Annotated in this window: 18 protein-coding genes and 1 tRNA gene; 12 read left to right on the top strand and 7 right to left on the bottom strand. The window is 67.1% G+C overall.

The window, feature by feature from the left end:
* Window positions 1-20 precede the first annotated feature (20 nt).
* The gene (locus L8K25_RS03900; RefSeq protein WP_242137579.1) at window positions 21-1,484 is read left to right on the top strand and encodes an FAD-binding oxidoreductase; all 1,464 of its coding nucleotides are present in this window, start codon (window positions 21-23) and stop codon (window positions 1,482-1,484) included.
* A 57-nt stretch (window positions 1,485-1,541) separates the two neighbouring features.
* On the top strand, window positions 1,542-2,312 hold the full coding sequence (locus L8K25_RS03895) for a SapC family protein (protein ID WP_242137578.1): 771 nt from the start codon (window positions 1,542-1,544) through the stop codon (window positions 2,310-2,312).
* Between the two features lie 391 nt (window positions 2,313-2,703).
* Here the strand turns inward: L8K25_RS03895 and L8K25_RS03890 are convergent, their stop codons facing one another.
* On the bottom strand, window positions 2,704-3,561 hold the full coding sequence (locus L8K25_RS03890; protein ID WP_242137577.1) for an N-formylglutamate amidohydrolase: 858 nt from the start codon (window positions 3,559-3,561) through the stop codon (window positions 2,704-2,706).
* A 110-nt stretch (window positions 3,562-3,671) separates the two neighbouring features.
* Here L8K25_RS03890 and L8K25_RS03885 point away from each other — a divergent pair, with 110 nt between their 5' ends.
* Entirely contained in the window at window positions 3,672-4,049 is a 378-nt protein-coding gene (locus L8K25_RS03885) for a response regulator (RefSeq protein ID WP_242137576.1), read from the top strand.
* 78 nt (window positions 4,050-4,127) lie between these two features.
* A tRNA-Val gene (locus tag L8K25_RS03880) sits at window positions 4,128-4,202 on the top strand.
* Window positions 4,203-4,423: 221 nt separating this feature from the next.
* Here the strand turns inward: L8K25_RS03880 and L8K25_RS03875 are convergent.
* The 3 genes from L8K25_RS03875 to L8K25_RS03865 all read right to left on the bottom strand — a co-directional run bounded on the left by L8K25_RS03875 (window position 4,424) and on the right by L8K25_RS03865 (window position 8,817).
* On the bottom strand, window positions 4,424-5,647 hold the full coding sequence (locus L8K25_RS03875; protein ID WP_242137575.1) for a hypothetical protein: 1,224 nt from the start codon (window positions 5,645-5,647) through the stop codon (window positions 4,424-4,426).
* Between the two features lie 29 nt (window positions 5,648-5,676).
* Complete coding sequence (parE, locus tag L8K25_RS03870; RefSeq protein WP_242137574.1) at window positions 5,677-7,659, bottom strand: DNA topoisomerase IV subunit B; 1,983 nt, start codon at window positions 7,657-7,659, stop codon at window positions 5,677-5,679.
* A 417-nt stretch (window positions 7,660-8,076) separates the two neighbouring features.
* Window positions 8,077-8,817: a GcrA family cell cycle regulator gene (locus L8K25_RS03865; protein ID WP_242137573.1), complete on the bottom strand. Its 741-nt coding sequence runs from the start codon at window positions 8,815-8,817 to the stop codon at window positions 8,077-8,079.
* A gap of 83 nt (window positions 8,818-8,900) precedes the next feature.
* Between L8K25_RS03865 and L8K25_RS03860 the strand changes: the two genes are divergently transcribed.
* The 7 genes from L8K25_RS03860 to queE all read left to right on the top strand — a co-directional run bounded on the left by L8K25_RS03860 (window position 8,901) and on the right by queE (window position 15,489).
* Window positions 8,901-9,755: an ABC transporter permease gene (locus tag L8K25_RS03860; protein WP_242137572.1), complete on the top strand. Its 855-nt coding sequence runs from the start codon at window positions 8,901-8,903 to the stop codon at window positions 9,753-9,755.
* A gap of 288 nt (window positions 9,756-10,043) precedes the next feature.
* On the top strand, window positions 10,044-11,243 hold the full coding sequence (locus L8K25_RS03855; protein ID WP_242137571.1) for an aspartate aminotransferase family protein: 1,200 nt from the start codon (window positions 10,044-10,046) through the stop codon (window positions 11,241-11,243).
* A gap of 159 nt (window positions 11,244-11,402) precedes the next feature.
* Entirely contained in the window at window positions 11,403-12,320 is a 918-nt protein-coding gene (argF, locus tag L8K25_RS03850) for an ornithine carbamoyltransferase (protein ID WP_242137570.1), read from the top strand.
* 153 nt (window positions 12,321-12,473) lie between these two features.
* Window positions 12,474-13,421, top strand: a complete 948-nt coding sequence (locus L8K25_RS03845; RefSeq protein WP_242137569.1) for an Hsp33 family molecular chaperone HslO — start codon at window positions 12,474-12,476, stop codon at window positions 13,419-13,421.
* Window positions 13,422-13,504: 83 nt separating this feature from the next.
* Window positions 13,505-13,939 (top strand): hypothetical protein, encoded by a 435-nt coding sequence (locus L8K25_RS03840; protein ID WP_242137568.1) that lies wholly within the window; start codon window positions 13,505-13,507, stop codon window positions 13,937-13,939.
* Window positions 13,940-14,153: 214 nt separating this feature from the next.
* On the top strand, window positions 14,154-14,852 hold the full coding sequence (queC, locus tag L8K25_RS03835; RefSeq protein WP_242137567.1) for a 7-cyano-7-deazaguanine synthase QueC: 699 nt from the start codon (window positions 14,154-14,156) through the stop codon (window positions 14,850-14,852).
* A 4-nt stretch (window positions 14,853-14,856) separates the two neighbouring features.
* On the top strand, window positions 14,857-15,489 hold the full coding sequence (gene queE, locus L8K25_RS03830; RefSeq protein ID WP_242137566.1) for a 7-carboxy-7-deazaguanine synthase: 633 nt from the start codon (window positions 14,857-14,859) through the stop codon (window positions 15,487-15,489).
* A gap of 138 nt (window positions 15,490-15,627) precedes the next feature.
* On the opposite strand, the gene L8K25_RS03825 is transcribed toward queE, so the two are convergent.
* From L8K25_RS03825 to lipB, 3 genes are all read right to left on the bottom strand, one after another.
* A complete protein-coding gene (locus L8K25_RS03825) occupies window positions 15,628-16,302 on the bottom strand; it encodes a hypothetical protein (RefSeq protein WP_242137565.1) in 675 nt (224 codons plus the stop codon).
* 171 nt (window positions 16,303-16,473) lie between these two features.
* Entirely contained in the window at window positions 16,474-16,740 is a 267-nt protein-coding gene (locus L8K25_RS03820) for a hypothetical protein (protein WP_242137564.1), read from the bottom strand.
* Window positions 16,741-16,829: 89 nt separating this feature from the next.
* On the bottom strand, window positions 16,830-17,516 hold the full coding sequence (gene lipB, locus L8K25_RS03815; protein ID WP_242137891.1) for a lipoyl(octanoyl) transferase LipB: 687 nt from the start codon (window positions 17,514-17,516) through the stop codon (window positions 16,830-16,832).
* A 135-nt stretch (window positions 17,517-17,651) separates the two neighbouring features.
* Here lipB and L8K25_RS03810 point away from each other — a divergent pair, with 135 nt between their 5' ends.
* A complete protein-coding gene (locus L8K25_RS03810) occupies window positions 17,652-18,488 on the top strand; it encodes a hypothetical protein (protein WP_242137563.1) in 837 nt (278 codons plus the stop codon).
* Window positions 18,489-18,490: the final 2 nt, after the last annotated feature.

Genomic DNA, 18,490 nt, shown 5'->3' with positions numbered 1-18,490 from the left:
ATCCGCCCTAGATCGGTGGCGTGACATCTCCCCAGACCCGTCTCGTCGATGCCGTTCGTGCCTTGCTTGGCCCCAAGGCGGTGATTACCGATCCGACCGATATCGCGCCGTGGCTCGATGATTGGCGCGGTCGCTATCATGGCGCGAGCGCGGCGATCCTGTCGCCCGACAGCACGGCTGGCGTCGCCGGCATCGTCCGGCTTGCGGGCGACCTCGGCGTGTCGCTGGTGCCGCAGGGCGGGAACACGTCGATGGTCGGCGGGGCGACCCCGCCCGCCGATGGCTCGGCGGTGATCCTGTCGCTGCGGCGGATGAACCGGTTGCGGCGGATGGATGCGAATGCCGCGCTGGTCGTGGCCGAGGCGGGGGTGATCCTCGCCGACCTGCATGCCGCCGCCGAGGCGGAGGGTATGCGCTTTCCGCTCACGCTCGGGGCACGCGGCAGTGCGACGGTGGGCGGGCTGGTCTCGACCAATGCCGGCGGGACACAGGTCTTGCGCTTCGGAACGATGCGCGCGCTCGTCGCGGGGCTCGAGATCGTGTTGCCGGACGGGCAGGTCCAGGATGGCCTGGCACCGCTTCGGAAAGACAATCGCGGCTATGACCTGACCCAGCTGTTGATCGGTGCCGAGGGGACGCTTGGCGTGGTGACGGCGGCGACGCTGCGACTGGTCCCGATTGCGGCGGACCGGGCGACCGGATGGATCGCAGTCGACAGCCCGCATGCGGCGCTGGCGCTGCTGCGCGTGCTGGAGCGACGGTCGGGGGATGCGATCGAGAGCTTCGAGCTCGTGCCCGGCGAGATCATGGACCTCGTGCTGAAACACATCCCCGCGACCCGCGCACCGCTCGACGGCCGGTATCCGTGGCTGGTGCTGATCGAATATGCGACGGCGCAGGGCCAGCCGCCCGCGCGCGACTCGCTGGAAACCTTGCTCGGCCCGGCCTTGTCGGATGGTCTGGCGCGCGATGCGGTGGTGGCTGCCAGCGAGGCGCAGGCGATCGCCTTCTGGCGGTTGCGGGACTCGATCTCGGAAGCGGAACGCGCCGAGGGGCCGACCATCGCGCACGACATCTCGGTCCCGGTCGATGCGATGCCCGACTTCATGGTCAGCGCCGCCGCCGCGGTCGAGGCGGCCTATCCCGGCGTCCATGCGACCGGCTTCGGCCATCTCGGCGACGGCAACGTCCATTTCCACGTCAACGCGCCCGCCGGGCTGCAGCACGACCGCGCTGCCGCCGAACGCTGGCGGCAGGACGTCGGCGCGCCCGCGAGCCGGATGGTCTATGATCTCGTCGTCGCGGCGGGCGGATCGATCTCGGCGGAACACGGTATCGGCCAGATGAAGCGCGACGAGCTCGCGCGGCTGTCCTCGCCGGCTCGGCTGGCCGCGCTGCACGCGATCAAGGCGGGGCTCGATCCGCAGGGGCTGATGAACCCGGGCAAGCTCCTCGGCCTTGCGGAAAGTGCGCGCGCGCCATAGAGCCAGCGTCCGTAAGGCGTGGGGGACCTGCGCGCTACATTCATCATGGAGACGATCATGGCCAGCGCGCCGCAAGCCCTTCCCCTGTTCTACAATGCGCTCGAGCCGCTTTCGAGCGAGGCGCATGCCAATTTCCGCTTCAATGCCGCCGACGCGGCACCGTTCCTCGTCAACCAGCATGCCATCCCGGTCACCGTCGACGAATTCGTCGCGACCCAGCCGTGGCTGCCGATCGTGTTCACCCTGGGGACGGACGCGATCCCGATCGCGCTGATGGGCCTGAACGAGGGCGTCAACGTGTTCGTCGGCGACGATGGCAAGCTGATCGAGGACAAGGTGTACGTCCCGGCCTACATCCGCCGGTATCCGTTCATGCTCGCGCGCCTTCGCCCGGATGCGCAGGACCTGTCGCTCTGCTTCGATCCGACCAGCAACACGATCGGCGCGTTCGACGAAGGCGAGGCGCTGTTTGCCGAGGGCAAGCCGACCGAGCTCGTCCAGAACATCCTGGGCTTCAACGAACAGTTCGAGCAGGCCGGCGCGCGCACGGCGAATTTCATGACCGAGCTGCGCGAGCTCGACCTGTTGATGGATGGAGAGTTCACGCTCAACATGGCGGGCAATGACCAGCCGTTCATCTACCGTGGCTTCCAGATCGTGAACGAGGAAAAGCTCAACGACCTGCGCGGCGACCAGCTGCGCAAGATCCAGAAGTCGGGCCTGCTGCCGCTCGTCTATGCGCATCTCTTCTCGTTGACGACGCTGCCGCAGATCTTCGACCGCCAGGTCAAGCTCGGCAAGGTCCCCGCGCCGCAGCTGATCAACTGAGCGATCCCGGGCCGGCGCGATGCCGGCCCGCCCCTGCGCCTCGACGGAACGGCAGTCCCGGACCGGACCGCGCCGCTCAAAAATTGCGGCGGCAGCGGGCTGCCGGCACCGTGTTGCCTTCGTCAGGGGAAGGGGCTCGGCGCGGAGCCTTTGCGCGGCAACGGTCGCCGGAATTGCCCGTCCTCGTACGGGCAGGACGCGATCGAGGAAAAGTCCGGAACGGCGTTGAATTTCGCCCTTGAACCCCGAAAACCGCTTACCTATATCGTTCTCACGCGGTTTCGTGTTCCCCCCTTTCGCGGGACCGCGCGACGCTCCTCCGGGAGTGTCTCCTCCCTGAACCTTGGCCACCGCGTGCTCTGCATGCGGTGGTTTTTTTGTGCGCGGCGGGTTACTCGGCGGCGATCGGCAGCGTCTGCCCGCGCCAGCCCATGGCCTCTTCGGCGAGTGCGTCGATCATTGCGCGAAGCGTCGAAGCGGTCGAGGCGAGCCCATCGCCGGGGAGGTCGCCGGCCGGGTCGAGATACAGCGTGCGATCGAACTCCAGCTGGATGGCATGGACCACGCCGCCACGGGCATGCCGGTCGAGCACGTGCGCCCCGGCATAAGGCGTATTGCGCGCGCAGGGGATGCCGGCGGCGCTCGCGACGCGTTCCAGCGCGGCAACGAAGCGGGCATCGGCGCTACGGCCGAATCGGTCACCGATCACGATACGCGGCGCGCCCGCGCCGAGGCTGGGCATCGAATGGATGTCGAGCAGCACGGCGACTCCGAAGCGCGCGCGTGCCGCCTGCAGCGCGGCCTCCAGCGTATCGTGATAGGGCCGGTAGTCCGCTGCGATGCGCGCGGCGATGTCGTTCGCGGCAAACCGTCCGCGCCATAATTCCCCTGCGCCGGCGACGCGGCGCGGCACCAGACCCAACCCGCCGCGCACCTTGGCCGACGCGATCGGCATCGCCGCCGCCCGGGCGCCTTCGTCGATCGCGGGATCCCGTTCCTGCTCGCTGCGGTTGAGGTCGATCCAGGCGCGCGCGCGGCGCTGGATGAGCATCGTCTCGCGACCGTGCGCGATCCGCGCCACCGCGTCGACATAACGGTCCTCGAGCACGGTCGTCGCGGCGAGCGGGACCCGCAGTGCCGCCTGGAGCGCGATCGGATAGTCGCGACCCGCATGCGGCACGGACAGGACGACCGGGCTCGCTGGCGTGGGATCGCCGAAAAGGTCGAACGAGGGCAGGGGCGGCGTCATATCGCCCCATCGTAGCACAGCCGCTCCGCCGATCCGGCTGGAAAATCTTAAGCCCTTCGCGCATACATTACCGCAAATGCGGGCGCCTTGGCCCGTCAGGACGGAATGGCATGATTCGGATTTTATTGGCGGAAGACGATCAGGTGATGCGCGAATATCTTACGCGCGCGCTTGAGCGCTCCGGCTATGCGGTCGCAGCGGTTGATCGCGGGACGGCGGCGATCCCGTTGCTGGAAGACGAGCATTTCGACCTGTTGCTGACCGACATCGTCATGCCCGAGATGGATGGCATCGAACTCGCGCAAAAGGCGAGCGAAATTGCGCCGAGCCTGCGGGTGATGTTCATCACCGGCTTTGCCGCGGTGACGCTGAAGGCGGGCAAGTCGATGCCGCAGGCGCGCGTCCTGTCCAAGCCCTTCCACCTGCGGGACCTCGTGCTGGAGGTGGACCGCATGTTCGAACTGGAACGGGTCGGCGGAAATTTCTGAATCGGCGCACGTGGTGCTTGCGTGGGCAGAAAGCCTTCGCTAAAGGCCACCCCTCGCCCGGCACTGCCGCAGCGAAGTGGGCGTGTAGCTCAGTGGTAGAGCACTGTGTTGACATCGCAGGGGTCGCAAGTTCAATCCTTGCCACGCCCACCATTAAAGCCCCGCGGATCCTCTGGATCGGCGGGGCTTTTTGTTTTCGCTGACGACATGTGCGCGGAGGGGCTGGCGAGCCTGTGCGTCCGCCGCGCCGGGGCGAGCTGGGTCTTCGCGGTCGGCCCGTGCTGCGCATATGGCGACGTAAGCGGGGTGCGCGTCGCCGTTGTCTGGCCCAACCCAGGCCCGCGGCTCTCCGGCGCTACGGTCTGGGTGCTCGCTCAGGACGAGGCGGGCGGCGGGGTAACGGCGTCGGGATCCAGGTCCGCGTGGACCAGCCGCGGGATACCGCTGTGGATTGGGATGCGGGACCCGGTCTTGATCGTCATGTTCGACGTGAAGGTAAAGCGCTCGCGTCCCCTTCCGGGCGTCGTCTGGGTCGCATAGCGCCGCGCCGCGATCGCCTGGACGATCTGTTCGGGCCAATCGCCGGTGCCGGACACCCGATTGCCGCGCGCCGCGACATGCGCATCGTGGACCCGGCCGTCCGTGCCGATCGTGTAGGCGACGTCGATCCACATATAATCCAGGTTGGCCGAGAAGACCGGCGGCGGGATCTCCTTGAACAGCGCGTAGCTGTCCGCCGCCGTGCCATTGGGGCGGCGTTGCCCGGTCGCGGTCATCAGGACCGGTGGGGCGTGCAGCAGAACCGAGGGCGCGCCGGCGGGCTGCCGAGGATAGCGCGCGATCAGTCGGTCGAGCTCGGCGTCGCTCGCGGTCAGGGCGGCCAACTGGATGTTCAACTGGTCAGCGCACGCGACGATGGGCTGCAGCGCCGGTTCGCGCCGTTCGAGCAATGCGCCGATCGCCCTGCGGGCGATCGGACCGTAAAAGGCATAGACCTGCGCGGCGAGTCGGGTGTTGAGCGTTGCGTACCGAAGCAGCGCCAGCCCTTCGGTCTCGACCAGTCCGAGTTTGCGCGCGCGGCCCGCGACCGCGCGATATTGCACCTCGGCTTCGCTGAACAGCCCGGCACTGGCATAAGCGTCGCCAAGCCCGATCCGCTCCATCAAGACGCGCGGATCCGTCTCGGGCATGCCGGCCTTCATCGCGCTGACCGTATCGAGCGCGTTCGACCATTCGCGACCCTGATCGCCGAGATGCGCGGCAATCACGCTGCTGGCATGGAACAGATTGGCCACTGCGACCGGATATTCCCGGGCGAACCGCGCGGTTCGGTGGCGCGCGGCGAGCAGCGCGGCCTGCGCCTCCTCATAATGCCCCGCCTCGAACTGCGCCTGCGCAAGGTCCAGCGTGATCGCAATATCGCGGTCGGGCTTGCAGCTGGCGGCGAGGCAATCGTCCAGACGCTTGCGCAGGTCCGGTGCGCGGCTCCCGACGACGACGATGTCGCGATCGGCAGCGGCGGGGGGCGGCAGGGTCTGCGCCGCGAGCGGGGCCGATACGAGCAGCGCACTGAAAACCGACCACCACGTCGCTGCCATCGCCCGGACTCCCGATTCGTCGGGCAAGACTATGCGTCGATCGCGTCCTCGTCCATCCGGGCAGCGTTTTCCTGAATGAACGCATAGCGATGCGCCGGATTGGTCCCCATCAGCCTGTCGACCAGATCCTTCACCCCCGCGCGCGCCTCATATTCCTGCGGCAGCGTGATGCGCAGCATCGAGCGGGTCTTGGGGTCCATCGTGGTTTCGCGCAGCTGCATCGGGTTCATCTCGCCGAGGCCCTTGAATCGCCCGATCTCGACCTTCTTGCCCTTGAACTCGGTCGCCTCGAGCTGCGCGCGGTGCGCGTCGTCCATCGCGTAGAGGCTCTTCGTCCCCGCGGTCAGCCGGTACAGCGGCGGCTGTGCGAGGAAGACGTTCCCGGCGCGGACGATCTCGGGCATTTCCTGGAAGAAGAAGGTCATCAGCAGCGTCGCGATATGCGCGCCGTCGACGTCTGCGTCGGTCATGATGACGACGCGCTGGTAGCGCAGATGATCCGGGTTGCAGTCCTTGCGTGTCCCGCACCCCAACGCGAGGATCAGATCGGCGATTTCCTGATTGGCGTGGATCTTGGCCGAGGTCGCCGACGCAACGTTGAGGATCTTGCCGCGGATCGGCAGGATCGCCTGCGTCTTGCGATCGCGCGCTTGCTTGGCCGATCCGCCTGCCGAATCGCCCTCGACGATGAAGATCTCGGTGCCCTCGGGCCCGTTGGACGAGCAATCGGTCAGCTTGCCCGGCAGCCGCAGCTTGCGCGCGGACGTCGCGGTCTTGCGCTTGACCTCGCGCTCGGCTTTTCGCGCGAGGCGGTCGTCCATCCGCTCGACGACATAGCTTAGCAGCGCCTTGCCGCGGTCCATATTGTCGCTGAGGAAATGGTCGAAATGGTCGCGCACCGCGCGCTCGACCAAGGTCGCCGCTTCGGGCGAGGTGAGGCGGTCCTTGGTCTGGCTCTGGAATTGCGGATCGCGGATGAAGACGCTGAGCATCAGCTCGCTCCCCGTCATCACGTCCTCGGCGGAAATGTCCTTGGCCTTCTTGTTGCCGACCAGATCGCCGAACGCGCGGATCCCCTTGACCAGTGCGGCGCGCAGGCCCTGCTCGTGCGTGCCGCCGTCAGGGGTGGGGATGGTGTTGCAATACCAGCTGTACGACCCGTCGCTCCACAGCGGCCAGGCGACCGCGCATTCGACGCGGCCCGCGGTGCCGGGGAAATCCTGCCGCGCGACGAACAGCTCGGTCGTCGCGCATTCGCGGGTGCCGAGTTGCTCGCGCAGATGATCCGCGAGGCCGCCGGGGAACTGGAACACCGCTTCGGCGGGCGTGTCGTCGCTGATCAGCTCGGGGGCGCATTTCCAGCGGATCTCGACGCCGGCGAACAGATACGCCTTGGACCGCGCGAGGCGGTGGAGCCGCGCGGGCTTGAACCCCATGTCGGGGCCGAAAATTTCGGTATCGGGGGTGAAGGCGACGGTCGTCCCGCGCCGGTTGGGCGCCGCGCCGACATGTTCGAGCGGGCCGAGCGTCTCGCCGCGCGCGAACTTCTGCCGATACAGCTCGCGCCCGCGCGCGACCTCGACCACCGTGTCGGACGACAGCGCATTGACGACGCTGACCCCGACGCCGTGGAGACCGCCGCTGGTGGCATAAGCCTTGCCATCGAACTTGCCGCCCGAATGGAGCGTCGACAGGATCACCTCGAGCGCGGACTTGCCGGGGAACTTCGGGTGCGGATCGACCGGGATACCGCGGCCATTGTCCGAGACGGTCAGCCGGTTGCCCGGCGCGAGCTCGATCTCGATCCGCGTGGCATGGCCCGCGACCGCCTCGTCCATCGCATTGTCGAGCACTTCGGCGGCGAGATGGTGATAGGCGCGCTCGTCGGTGCCGCCGATATACATGCCCGGCCGCCGCCGCACCGGCTCCAGCCCTTCGAGGACTTCGATCGACGCTGCATCGTAATCGGTGGGGACGTGCTTGGGGCTGGCTGCGAACAGGTCGTCGGACATGCGAACGCTATACGGCGGGCAGGGCGAAACTGCCAAGCGGCATCGCGGAAAAGGTCCGTGGCGGCCCGATGGCACCACATCGGGATTAATTCCTGTTTGGTGCAGCCATCTGCAACGGGGACGTTTCCTGGGGCGCTGACGCAGCACAACCGGGCGTTTTCAATGCGTAACACGTTCGTGCTCGCAGCCCAATACGGCGGGCACCGACGTCCGTCGCAGCGACGACACGTTCCGCTTCTGAGCACAGTCGGGCGTCTCCGTTTCCCCGCGCAGGCGGGGACCCAGGGTTACAGGCGGAGCGTCTGGAACCCTGGGCTCCCGCCTGCTCGGGGAACGGTGCGCCCATGCGGCAACCCAAAAAAAGGGGCCGCGCAACCGGATGGTGCGCGGCCCCTTTTTCGTACGTCCCGTCGTGGCTCAGCGCGCGCGCGGACCGCCGAACGGCAGCGGCGGCGCGGGGCGACGGTCGCGGCGCGGGAGCTGCGCCTGATAGGCGTGGCCGCAATGCCCGACGCAATAAGGGAAGCCCGGGTTCACCTTCTCGCCACAGAAGTGAAAGTCGGGCTCACCCGGATGACCGATCGGCCACTTGCAGATCTTGTCGTTGAGATCGAGCAGCGTGGTCTTGCCCGCCATGTCGGCGGACGGCTTGGCCGGAACCAGCCGACGCGGCGGCGCCGGCGTGATCGGGGCCTGCTGCTCGCCGGGTGCCTGACGCAGGAAGCCGCCGGGACCGACCGACCGGAGGATCGGCGGCGCGGGGCGAACCGGTGCGGCGGGCGCCTCGGCCTCCTCGTCGTCGGTCTCGTCCTCGATCTCGTCCTGTACCGCCGGGCGCGGTGCGGGCGGCGGGGGCGGCGGTGCCGCGGCGACCGGCGGCGCGACTCGCTCGACCGGCGCGCGCGGGGCGGGGGCGGGCTTGGGTTCGGCCGGCGCGGACGGCGCGGCAGCGGCGGGCGCGGCGGCGGCAGCGGCGGCCTTGGCCGAGCCGTCGTTGGGCTTGACCGGCGACGGGCGCGACTGGAGACCCAGGCGATGCGCCTTGCCGATCACCGCGTTACGGCTGACGCCACCGAGTTCCTCGGCGATCTGGCTCGCGGTCTGCCCTGCTTCCCACATCTTGCGCAGCGTATCGATGCGTTCGTCGGTCCAGCTCATCTGCTCTCGTTTCCAATCGTCTCGGGTCGCCGAACCTCTAATCCGGGTTGCGGGCGGCGGCGGCAGTCTTTAGCGACGATGCCATGAGCAGCCAGCCCCCAATCGGCGAAATTCGTACAACGGCGATGAACGCCCCCGGCGTCCCGGTCATCCGGAGCGTCAATTGGGGCGGTCTGCGAACGCTCTATATCAAGGAGGTTCGCCGCTTCTTCAAGGTGCAGTTGCAAACCGTGTGGGCGCCAGCCATCACGACGCTGCTGTTTCTGGTCGTGTTTACCATCGCAACCGGCGCGAAACGCCCGGTTCTGGTCGGCGGGGTCGAGATCCCGTTCGCCGATTTCATCGCGCCCGGGCTGATCATCAGCCAGGGGATGATGGGGCCCGCCTTTGCCAATGCGAGCTTCTCGCTGATGGTCGGCAAGATCCAGGGGACGATCGTCGATTATCTCCAGCCGCCCTTGTCGACGATGGAATTGCTGACCGCGCTGGTCGGTGGCGCGATGACGCGGGCGTTCATCGTCGGATTCGTGGTGTGGTTGGCGATGGCGATTTATCCGGACGTGCATGTCACGCCGCGGCATCCGCTCGCGATCCTGTGGTTCGGGTTCCTGGGGGCGGCGTTCCTGTCGTTCCTGGGCGTGCTGACGTCGATCTGGGCGGATAAGTTCGATCATGCGGCGGCGGTGACCAACTTCGTGATCACGCCTTTGGCGTTGTTGTCGGGGACGTTCTACTCGGTCGACAAGCTCGCGCCGGCGTTTCGTGCGTTCAGCCATGCCAACCCGTTCTTCTACATCATCTCGGGGTTCCGCTACGGGTTCCTCGGGACGGCGGATGCGCCGGTGCTGCTGGGGTCGGTGATCATTCTGGCGATCGACATCGTGCTCGGGCTGCTGTGCTATCTGCTGCTGCGGAGCGGGTGGCGGTTGAAGAACTGACGTTTTTTGGCGGTCTTAGAAGGGTTTGATCGCACAAAGGCACAAAGACACGAAGAGGAAGGCTGACGAGGCTGCGTGGCGCGCCTGCCGGTCGATTTTGCCTGCGGCAGCATCATATCTGCCTTCTTTACCCTTCGTGTCTTTGTGGCTTTGTGCGATCATCCCTTCCTGCATCGACCCGAGCAAAAGCGCCCAACACACGGTGTTGCGCTCCGCCCCCAATCTCCGTAAAAACCGTGATCGGGCGACCGTACAGGTCGCCCTTTTGCTTTTTGAAGGAGACGCGTCGTGTCGACCCCAGCCCTGATGCCCGTTTACCCACGGTGTGGCGTGCGTCCGGTGCGCGGCGAGGGCGTCTATCTCTACGGCGAGGATGGCGCGCAATATCTCGACTTCGCCGCCGGGATCGCGGTCAACGCGCTCGGCCACGGCCACCCCAAATTGGTCAAGGCGATCGCCGACCAGGCCGCAACGCTGATGCACGTCTCCAACCTCTACGGTAGCCCGCAGGGCGAGCATCTCGCGCAGCGGATCGTCGAGAGCTCGTTTGCCGACACCGTGTTCTTCACCAATTCGGGCACCGAGGCGGTCGAATGCGCGATCAAGGCCGCGCGGCGTTATCACTTCGTCACCGGCAATCCGCAGCGCACCACGTTGATCACCTTCAACAATGCGTTCCACGGGCGCACGATGGGCGCGATCTCGGCGACCAACCAGCCCAAGATGCGCGACGGGTTCGAGCCGTTGCTGCCGGGCTTCGCCTATGCGCCGTTCAACGATCTCGAAGCGGCACTCGCGCTGATCGACGACACGACCGCTGGCTTCATGGTCGAGACGGTCCAGGGTGAGGGCGGTGTCTCCGCCGCGACGACCGAGTTCCTTCAGGGTCTGCGCAAGGCGTGCGACGAGCACGGCCTGCTGCTGGTGCTCGACGAAGTCCAGTGTGGCTATGGCCGGACCGGCAAGATGTGGGCCTATGAGCATTACGGCATCACCCCCGACATCCTGTCCTCGGCCAAGGGCATCGGCGGCGGCTTCCCGCTCGGCGCGTGTCTCGCGACCGAGGAAGCGGCCAAGGGCATGGTGTTCGGCACGCATGGCTCGACCTATGGCGGCAACCCGCTCGCGATGGCGGCGGGCGAGGCGATCCTCGACGTGATGCTCGAACCCGGCTTCCTCGAGCATGTGACGGCCATGGGCGAGCGGCTGCGCACGTCGGTCGAGCAGATGATCCCCAATCACGACCAGCTTTTCGAGGGCGTCCGCGGCAAGGGGCTGATGTTCGGCATCAAGCTCAAGGACGCCGCGGTCGCGCGCGATTTCGTCGCGCATCTGCGCGATCATCACGGGCTGCTGACGGTTGCGGCGGGGGAGAATGTCGTCCGCGTGCTCCCACCGCTGGTGATCGAGGAAGCGCATATCGCCGAGTTCGTCCAGAAGCTGACCGACGGCGCGCGGGCGTTCACGTCGATGGCGGCGGCGGCGTGAGCGGGTTCTCGGAAATCCTCCCCCGCGCAGCGGGGGAGGGGGACCGTGAGCATTCAGCGAACGGTGGAGGGGTCGCGACGGCAATTGTTGCGCCCAGCCCTTACCCCCTCCGTCTCGCTGCGCTCGCCACCTCCCCCGGTGCCCGGGGGAGAATGTAACATGCGCCATTTCCTCAGCCTGTCCGACGCGGGCCCCGACGGCGTCGCCGCGATGCTCGCCGATGCGCTCGACCGCAAGGCCGCGCGCGCGGGCTGGCCCAAGGGCAAGGCGGATGCGGACGCGCCGCTTGCCGGGCACACGCTCGCGATGGTGTTCGAGAAGAACTCGACCCGCACACGCGTCAGCTTCGACATGGCGATCCGCCAGTTGGGCGGCAGCAGCATCATTCTCGACGCGGGCACGACCCAGCTCGGGCGCGGCGAGACCGTCGCGGATACCGCGCGCGTCCTGTCGGGCTATTGCGATGCGATCATGCTGCGCACCGACGACCATGAGAAGCTCGAAGAGATGGCGCGCCATGCGACCATTCCGGTGATCAACGGCCTGACCGACAATTCGCACCCGTGCCAGATCATGGCCGACCTGCTGACGCTGATGGAGGCGGGCAAGCCGCTCCCCGGCCTCAAGGTCGCATGGCTCGGCGACGGCAACAACGTGCTCGCGTCGATCATGGAAGCCGCCGGGCTGATGCAGTTCGACGTGGTCGCCGCCTGCCCGCAGGGGTTCATACCCGCCGACAGCGACGTCGCGCTCGGCAAGGGCCGCGCGCGCATCGTCGGCACCGCCAAGGAAGCCGTCGAGGGCGCGGATGTGATCGTCACCGATACGTGGATCTCGATGGGGCAGGACCATGCCGAGACCAAGCTGAAGGCGATGTGGCCCTATCAGGTCGACGCCGCGCTGATGGCGACCGCCAAGCCCGACGCGAAGTTCCTTCACTGCCTCCCCGCGCACCGCGGCGAGGAAGTGACCGCGGAGGTGATCGACGGGCCGCAGTCGCTGATCTGGCCCGAGGCGGAGAACCGGCTGCACGCGCAGAAATCGGTGCTGCGGTGGTGCTTCGGGCAGATCGGTTGATTGGGGGCTGGGGGTTCCTATCTCTTTGGTTCTGTTGTCCCGTTTAGTTCCCCACCGTTCGGGCTGAGCGAAGTCGAAGCCCCATGCGTGGCGCGGGCCCTTCGACTTCGCTCAGGGCGAACGGTTAGGTGACGTAATCGCCGCGAGAAAATCATGACCCCCGTTCCCGCCAGCCCCGTTCCCACGACCCCCGCCGACACCGACCGCGCGATCGGTTTCACCATCCCCGCGCGCCATGCGCGCGGCCGGATCGTGCGGCTCGCGCCCGTACTCGACACGATCCTCGCCGCGCACGCCTATCCCGCGCCGATCGAGGCGTTGCTGACCGAGGCGCTGACGCTTGCCGCGCTGATCGGCTCGACGCTCAAGGACGCGGGCGGCCAGCTCACGATGCAGGCGCAGACCGAGGGCGGGATCGTCAAGCTGCTGGTGTGCGACTATCGCGGCGGCGAACTGCGCGGCTATGTCGATTTCGACGCGGACCGCCTCGCCGAGGCCCCCAAGGACCCGACGTTGTTTGCCTTGTTCGGCAAGGGCTATCTCGCGATCACCTTCGACCAGGCGGACACCGGCGAACGCTATCAGGGAATCGTCCCGCTCGACGGCGAATCGCTGAGCGCGGCGGCGGAGCATTATTTCCTCCAGTCCGAACAGATCCCGACGCTGATCCGCGTCGGCACCGGTGCGCTCGGGCAAGACGGGCGCGTGGCGGGCGGGCTGCTGCTCCAGCATCTCCCCGAGGGCGAGGACGGGCGCGACCGGATCCATACCCGGCTCGACCATCCGGAGTGGGAGCATGTCGCGATTCTGGGCGGCACGATGAAGCCCGGGGAACTCGCCGACCCCGCGCTGTCGCTGGAGATGCTCGTGTGGCGGCTGTTCAACGAGGAGACCGAGGTCCGCGTGCAGGGCGAGACGCGGTTCGTCCGCGGCTGCCGTTGCTCGCCCGACTACATTGCGTCGGTGCTCGCGAAATTCCCGCCGGAGGAACAGCGCGACATGGCGGACGACGACGGGATGATCGTGGTCGACTGCGCCTTCTGCGCGCGCAAGTTCCCGGTGCCGGCAGCGCTGGAGATTGTTACGTCTCCGTCATTGTAAGTCGGGCGGAGGTCCCCAGATAAGGGACTGGGGCCATTGCCACGACGCAGCGGGCGTATGGCGGGCCGATCGGGGTCGACGCGATGAGATGGACGAGACGGGGAACGACGCTGGTATGCGCCAGCGGGATCGCGCTGGCGTTGGGAACCGGGTTCGCCGTCGCTGCGCCCGGCGCCAAGCCCGCATTGACCGCCCTGGCGCGGGTCGAGCGGGGCCAATGGCAGCTGAAGACCGTCGACGACGGCGTGTCGCGCACCCTGTGCCTCGCCGATCCGCGCACGCTGATCCATTACGAGCATCCGATGGAGCAGTGCCAGCATGCCGTGGTCAAGAACGACATCGACACCACCACGGTCCATTTCATCTGTCACAACAGCCATGGCCAGACGAGCGTGAAGGTCGCCACGCCACGGTCCTTCAACATGGATACGCAGGGCATCATCAACGGCGCGCCGTTCGAGGAATCGTACGAGGCGCGCTACGTCGGCGTGTGTGCGGGTGACCCAAAGGCACATTGAGCCGCGCATCGTTAAGAGTAAGTTTACGATTCGCGCGTAGAGCAGAGACTGCATTCCGTGATGGAAGGCTTTCCTCCTGATACGCCCCCCCAATCGGGCATCCCCTGGGTCGCTTACGGGCGGCCCATTTTTTTTGGCCATCTGCCGGGGGAGGATCCCGCAGGCGGGGCGGCGCTTGCGCTTCGGGAGGGTGGCGCTTACCTACCGGCGCATCATGACAGATGAAACGACCCCGCAGGTCGCCCCGGCAGCCGTCGTGCTGGTGTCGGGCGGTCTAGACTCCATGGTATCGGCAGCGCGCGCGCGGGCCGATGGATACCGGCTCTTCGCGCTTTCGGTGGATTACAACCAGCGGCACCGGCTGGAACTCGAGTCCGCCGCGCGGATCGCCGAGCATCTCGGGGCCGAGCGGCATATCGTCCTGCCGCTGGACCTGTCTGCCTTCGGCGGATCCGCGCTCACCGCCGATATCGCCGTTCCCAAACAGGGCGTCGAACCCGGGATACCGGTCACGTATGTCCCCGCGCGCAACACGATCTTCCTGAGCCTCGCGCTGGGCTGGGCCGAGGCGGCGGGCGCTCGCGACCTGTTCATCGGCGTCAATGCGCTGGATTATTCCGGCTATCCCGATTGCCGCCCCGAATTCATCGCCGCGTTCGAGGGACTGGCCGAGCTTGCCACCAAGGCCGGGGTCGAGGGCGAGCCGTTCAGGATCCACGCCCCGCTGCAACACATGACCAAGGCCGACATCGTGCGCGAGTGCGCGGCGCTCGGCCTCGATGCGGGGATGAGCTGGTCGTGCTACGATCCGACGCCGGAGGGCCTGCATTGCGGGACGTGCGACAGCTGCCGCCTGCGCAAGAAGGGGTTCGAGGACGCCGGCCTGCCCGACCCGACGCGCTACGCGGTCTGATCGGATGAGCTATGCGGTCAAGGAGATGTTCCTGACGCTCCAGGGAGAGGGCGTCCAGGCGGGACGGCGCGCGGTGTTCGTGCGTTTTGCCGGATGCAATCTGTGGTCGGGGCGCGAACAGGACCGCGCCAGCGCGATCTGCCAGTTCTGCGATACCGATTTCGTGGGAACCGACGGCGCGGGCGGCGGGCGCTTCGCCGACGCGGCAGCGCTGGCGGCCGCCGCGGTGGCCTTCTGGGGGGAGGGCGTGGTCGAACGCTTCGTCGTGCTGACGGGCGGCGAACCGATGCTCCAGATCGACGATGCGCTGGTCGATGCGCTGCATGCGGCCGGGTTCGAGATCGCGATGGAAAGCAACGGTACGCTCGCGGCGCATCCGGGGATCGACTGGGTCTGCATCAGTCCCAAGGCGGGCAGCGTGGTCGTTCAGCGCAGCGGGGACGAGCTCAAGCTGGTATGGCCGCAGCCGGGAAGCGACGTCGTCGCGCTGGAGACGTGGGATTTCGCGCATCACCTGATCCAGCCGCTCGACAGCGCAGCGGCGGCGGAAAATCACGCCGCGGCGATCGATCTCGTGATGGAGCGGCCGAAGTGGCGGCTGACGCTGCAGGCGCACAAGGCGCTGGGGCTGCGGTAAGCGCGCTGCCGGGACGAAGCGGCACCCTGGCGAAGGGCGAGGCCGTCGGGCCGGCGACGGTTGCATTGCGGGAACGTGGCGGCGCCGGCCTGCGCCGGGGAGACCGAAAGCCCCCCGGCCAGACCCATCAGGACCGGATCAGCGCGGCGTCAGCGTGTACGCGCCGCACTTGCGTTCGACCCATTCGCCACGCTTGGTCCAGCACATCTCGTCGAGGCGCGGGACCGAGACGCGGTTCTCGATCCGCGGGCGGCGCGCGAACCGCTGTTCGCCCCAGGGGGTGAGCGAATTGCGCAGCGTGCCCATGTCGTTGATCGCGACCTTGTAGAGCTCGCCGCGCGGCGCATAGGCGGCGTTGGTCGCGATCTGCGAGGCGGTCTGGCAGAAGCCATATTGCGCGCCCACCGTCGTGAACGACGAATAGGTCCGCGTGCCGAACCGATCGAGCGCGGCCTGGCCGGCCTTGAGACCCTTGTTGGTGCGGTTGAAATATTTGACGAGCGTATCGAACGCCGACTTCAGCTCGTCCTTGTGATTGTTGATCATCACATTGTAATTCTCGACGTTGAGCAGCGTCGGCTCGAACTGGCATTGCAACGCCGCCACGTTCAGCGCCGAGCGCAGGTTCCACACCAGGTTGGCGCGGACCTCCGCCGGGGTCGCGTCGGGCAGCGCGAGCTGGCCGGGCTCATCGCCGGTAATCGGCGGTGCCGTCATGTCATGCGACTGGAAAAAGAATTGCGCCGAAGCCGGGGTTGCCAGCGCGGCGCCGCAAGTGGCGGCCAGCGCGGCCAGAATACGCAACACGGTCATTCATTCCCTCTCATATCCCGCTTTGGCGCCTACGGCCTTTTGCGGTGCAGCCCAACTCTTTTAACCAATCATTTCGTCGCAAACCAACCCACAATTCGAGCCCGTGCCGGAATCGAAAGGGCCGCCCGGTTTCCCGGACGGCCCTGGATATCATCATTCCCGAAGGAAGGATTACATCGCGTTCGTGGTCGTGGTCGTGGTGTTCGACGTCATCGTGGTGTCGTTCGCCATCATGCCACCGTCGTTCGCCATCGCGCCGTCGGTCGACGTCATCGTGTCGTTGGCAGTCGTCGTCGACATCGTGTCGGTCGAGTTCATGTCGGTGACCATCGTGTTGTCGGTCGTCGTCGTCTCGGTCTTCGGGGTGCAAGCCGAAATCGCGATCGCTGCAACAGCGATCATCGAACCAGCAGCGACCTTGGAAATGAATGCACGCATTGGAAAGCTCCCTAGATATATGGATTGGTAGGCCTCGAGACCTTTAATACCCAAACCGTGGTGGACATTAGTCGTATTACGTCTGGCCCTCAAGCCATGTTTTGCCGCCCCAAAGAATGAGTTTCTAGGAAGGCTGGAAGGCGCAACGCGAGGGCGGTGTCAAAAGTTGCAAAATCGGTCGGCGCACCGAGGGCGGCGGCGCTGGTTACCGCGAAGTCCGCGAGCCCGCACGGCACGATCCCGCCGAAATGCGCGAGGTCCGGGGACAGGTTGACGGAGAAGCCGTGCAGCGTCACCCACCGCCGGACACGCACCCCGATCGCGCCGATCTTGGCCTCGGCCGTACCACTTGGGGACAAAGCGTCCGGCGCCATCGTCCAGATCCCGATCCGGCCGGGCGCCCGAAACGCGGCAATGCCGAGATCGCCGAGCGTATCGATCACCCAGCCTTCCAGCGCATGGACGAACTGCCGCACGTCGCGTCCGCGCCGCGTCAGGTCGAGCACGACATAGCCGATCCGCTGCCCCGGTCCGTGATAGGTATAGCGCCCGCCGCGACCGGTATCGATCACCGGGAACTGCGGGTCGCGCAATTCGGCGGGGTCGGCGCTGGTGCCGCCGGTATAGACCGGCGGATGCTCGAGCAGCCAGATCAACTCGCGCGCGGTTCCCTCGGCAACGGCGACGGCGCGCGCCTCCATCTCGGCGACGGCGGCCTCGTAGGCGATGGGGGCGGTGGCGATGCGCCACTCGATAGCGTCGGGGAGATGGTCCACGCAGCAGCGATTGCGCCAGTCGCGCGCGCTGCGCAAGTCATTGGCAAGCTGTCTGGCCATAGGCTAACAGCGCGGCATGGCCTTCGCCCGGGGGGAGCGTATAGGCTCCGGGATCTAGCGACGGGGAGACGCGACATGATGGCGACGATGAGTACCGTGTGGGATCGCACGAGCGCGTTCGTCGCGGATCATCTGGCCGCGCTGGCGCCGATCGTCGTGTTCGGCATGTTCGTCCCGCTGGCGCTGATCGGCAATCTCGTCGCGGTGATGGGCGCGGTCGGGCTGACCGGCGGTTGGGTCGTCGGCGTGGTGATCGTGCTGCTGTCGCTCGCCAGCAACTGGGGGGCGATCGCGGTGACCGCGCTTGCGCTCGATCCCGCAGCCGGACGCAGCGGGGCGATCCACACAACGAATCACCGCTTCCTGCCCGTCGTCGGCGTGAACGTCCTCGCGCTGATCGCGCTGTTCGTCCTGTTCCTGCCGGGAATGGTCGGTTTCTCGCTGAGCGGCATCCCGGTGACCCAGATGACCGGCGAACAGCCCTCGCTCGATGCGATCAATGGACCGATGGTGTTGTTCGCGACGCTCTACACGCTGGTGCTGCTGCCGGTGCTGCTGTGGCTGGTGGCGCGCCTGTCGGTGCTGAACGCGACGATGGTCGCGGAACGGCGCGGGCCGGGGGTGTTCGGCCGCTCCTTTGCCCTGACGCGCGGGACCACGCTCAAGATCATGGGCGTGCTGCTGCTGTATCTCGTCGTCTCGCAGATTGCCGGGCTGGCGGCGCGGATGGTGGCGGGGGCGGTGTTCGGGCTGCTGCTTGGCGGCGTGGGGCCGCTGTCGGCATCCGCGATCCTCACCGCGCTGGTCGTCGCCATGGTATCGACGCTCTTTTCGGTTCTGGCGGTGGTGTTCCTCGCCAAACTCTACCTGGCGCTGCGCGATGCGCGCGCGCCGATCCTCGAGGCTGCATGAAA

Source organism: Sphingomonas sp. TREG-RG-20F-R18-01, from assembly GCF_022662475.1.
Taxonomy (GTDB): Bacteria; Pseudomonadota; Alphaproteobacteria; order Sphingomonadales; family Sphingomonadaceae; genus Sphingomonas.
Note: the sequence above shows the minus strand (reverse complement) of the source record. Positions and strands in the feature narration are given on the sequence as shown.

Excerpts from the sequence above, each read along its gene's own strand:
- L8K25_RS03895 (WP_242137578.1), top strand. The coding sequence starts at position 1,542 with ATGGCCAGCGCGCCGCAAGCCCTTCCCCTGTTCTACAATGCGCTCGAG.
- L8K25_RS03825 (WP_242137565.1), bottom strand. The coding sequence starts at position 16,302 with ATGACCGTGTTGCGTATTCTGGCCGCGCTGGCCGCCACTTGCGGCGCC.
- queE (WP_242137566.1), top strand. The coding sequence starts at position 14,857 with ATGAGCTATGCGGTCAAGGAGATGTTCCTGACGCTCCAGGGAGAGGGC.
- L8K25_RS03875 (WP_242137575.1), bottom strand. The coding sequence starts at position 5,647 with ATGGCAGCGACGTGGTGGTCGGTTTTCAGTGCGCTGCTCGTATCGGCC.
- L8K25_RS03860 (WP_242137572.1), top strand. The coding sequence starts at position 8,901 with ATGAGCAGCCAGCCCCCAATCGGCGAAATTCGTACAACGGCGATGAAC.
- L8K25_RS03885 (WP_242137576.1), top strand. The coding sequence starts at position 3,672 with ATGATTCGGATTTTATTGGCGGAAGACGATCAGGTGATGCGCGAATAT.
- L8K25_RS03865 (WP_242137573.1), bottom strand. The coding sequence starts at position 8,817 with ATGAGCTGGACCGACGAACGCATCGATACGCTGCGCAAGATGTGGGAA.
- queC (WP_242137567.1), top strand. The coding sequence starts at position 14,154 with ATGACAGATGAAACGACCCCGCAGGTCGCCCCGGCAGCCGTCGTGCTG.
- argF (WP_242137570.1), top strand. The coding sequence starts at position 11,403 with ATGCGCCATTTCCTCAGCCTGTCCGACGCGGGCCCCGACGGCGTCGCC.
- L8K25_RS03845 (WP_242137569.1), top strand. The coding sequence starts at position 12,474 with ATGACCCCCGTTCCCGCCAGCCCCGTTCCCACGACCCCCGCCGACACC.
- parE (WP_242137574.1), bottom strand. The coding sequence starts at position 7,659 with ATGTCCGACGACCTGTTCGCAGCCAGCCCCAAGCACGTCCCCACCGAT.
- L8K25_RS03820 (WP_242137564.1), bottom strand. The coding sequence starts at position 16,740 with ATGCGTGCATTCATTTCCAAGGTCGCTGCTGGTTCGATGATCGCTGTT.
- L8K25_RS03840 (WP_242137568.1), top strand. The coding sequence starts at position 13,505 with ATGAGATGGACGAGACGGGGAACGACGCTGGTATGCGCCAGCGGGATC.
- L8K25_RS03890 (WP_242137577.1), bottom strand. The coding sequence starts at position 3,561 with ATGACGCCGCCCCTGCCCTCGTTCGACCTTTTCGGCGATCCCACGCCA.
- L8K25_RS03810 (WP_242137563.1), top strand. The coding sequence starts at position 17,652 with ATGATGGCGACGATGAGTACCGTGTGGGATCGCACGAGCGCGTTCGTC.